Here is a 1,763-nt window from a genome sequence, read left to right on the forward strand (position 1 = left end):
GGGGACTTATATCCGTTCCCTGGCCAGAGATTTGGGCAAGGTGTTAGCTGTGGGTGGCACTTTAGCCAGTTTAACTCGCACGGAAAGCTGTGGTTTTCAATTAGCCGATAGTATTAATCTGGAAGCTTTAATGGCTAATTCTGAGGGTTTAATTTCGCCTCGCATGGCCTTGGCACATCTAGACTGGATTTCTTTCACACCAGAGAGAGTTATCGATTGGTTTCACGGCAGAAAAATTAATCTAACCGATGCAAATGTTATAATCGGTTCTCTGGTTGCCGTGGAGTCTTTAGAGGCTCAATTTCTCGGCATTGGTGAGATAGTTGTCGCAGAAGATGAATACTACCTACAGCCTAAAATAGTTATTCAGCAATAGGGGTAATAATTAGGGTCTGCTGAAAAAGTTTTTCGTGGGGACAGGGTGTGGGGTGTGGGGTGTGGGGAGAATAAATAAAATAATCTCCTATCTCCTGACTCCTGACGACCGACTCCTAACCCTAACAACAGTTTTTGATTTTTACAATAGGTCTAGTATAAACCCACTGATTATGATTTTTTCTGGCCACGACTTTTTTAGAAGCGACCAAAGATTTTAGACAAAGATTGAGCATAGAAACGGGACGATTTAAGCGCTCACTCAATTCTTGAACTGTGATTCCTTGGGGATAAAATTGCATAAGTTCAAAAATTTGTGCGCTAGTATTTAGTCCTTTTTTCGGACTAATAATCTTGATAGCCAAGGCTAGTAATCGGGAGAAACGACAGGCCATTAGACCCTTGTTTGTCGCTGCTTTGTTCCGATCAATCTAGCTTTTTTTGAGAAGTTATTAGGGGTTAAAGTGTTAATAAAATCTTGACGAAAATAGAGATTAATTTGTTCCCATAATCTCTTGAATAGCAGATAAAAGGCGATCAATTTCCCCATCAGTGCCGATAGAAATCCGTACATAATTCTGAATGCGAGGATGTTTAAAATATCGCACTAATATCTGACGCTCTTTGAGTTGATTATATAACTCACTGGCACTAATCTGGGGGGGAGAAGCGAGGATAAAATTAGCTTCCGAGTCAAAAACAGTGAATCCCAACTCGCGCAGAGAAGTAATTAAACGGCCGCGGGTTTGACGGACTTTTTGCCAAACTTGCTCAAAATAATTATTTTGTTTTAAAGCTGCTGTGGCTAAAGTTTGAGCGATGCGATCTAAATTATAGGAATCACGCACCTTATCCATCTGTTCAATAATTGCCCTGGAAGCAAAACCGAAACCGACTCTTAACCCCGCTAAACTATAACTTTTCGACATAGTGCGACTAATGATGACATTATCGTAACGGGAGAGAAAATCGAGATGATTGTCATCACTAAAATCCACATAAGCTTCATCAATTAATACCAATCCCGAGGCATTAGCACAGGTTGCTTCTAAATAGTCGCGCTCAAGATGTTTACCGAGGGGAGGATTAGGAGAAGCCAGAAAAATTAATTTAGCTTCCGGACAAATAATCGGTCCTGCTAATGCAAATTTATCATTAGTGGGAAATTGGATAATATTTGCCCCGTGTACCCGAGCAATTGTCTCGTAAAGGGAATAGGTTAAATCTAAAAAAGCGACACTTTCGCCAGGGTTAACAAAAGTTCGCAGGGCGATATTGAGGATATCATCGGAGCCATTACCCGCGATTATCTGATCGGCTGCTATGCCGTATAATTCCGCCGCCGTTTGCCGTAACTCTTTGGAGATAGGATCGGGATAGAGTCGGAC

At 41.3% G+C, this 1,763-nt stretch carries 2 protein-coding genes and 1 pseudogene; 1 reads left to right on the forward strand and 2 read right to left on the reverse strand.

Annotated elements, in window-relative coordinates:
- Positions 1 to 376 (forward strand): annotated as a pseudogene (locus PX484_RS19030) (tRNA pseudouridine(55) synthase TruB); the annotation flags it as partial.
- 121 nt (positions 377 to 497) lie between these two features.
- Here the strand turns inward: PX484_RS19030 and PX484_RS19035 are convergent.
- Entirely contained in the window at positions 498 to 770 is a 273-nt protein-coding gene (locus tag PX484_RS19035) for a hypothetical protein (protein ID WP_004268499.1), read from the reverse strand.
- 99 nt (positions 771 to 869) lie between these two features.
- Positions 870 to 1,763, reverse strand: an 894-nt coding sequence (gene hisC, locus PX484_RS19040) for a histidinol-phosphate transaminase (RefSeq protein ID WP_288105121.1), incomplete at its 5' end; no start/stop codon positions are given.

Origin of the sequence: Microcystis sp. M49636_WE2 (genome assembly GCF_030065375.1) — a bacterium.
Taxonomy (GTDB): Bacteria; Cyanobacteriota; Cyanobacteriia; order Cyanobacteriales; family Microcystaceae; genus Microcystis; species Microcystis aeruginosa_C.

Excerpts from the sequence above, each read along its gene's own strand:
- PX484_RS19035 (WP_004268499.1), bottom strand. The coding sequence starts at position 770 with ATGGCCTGTCGTTTCTCCCGATTACTAGCCTTGGCTATCAAGATTATT.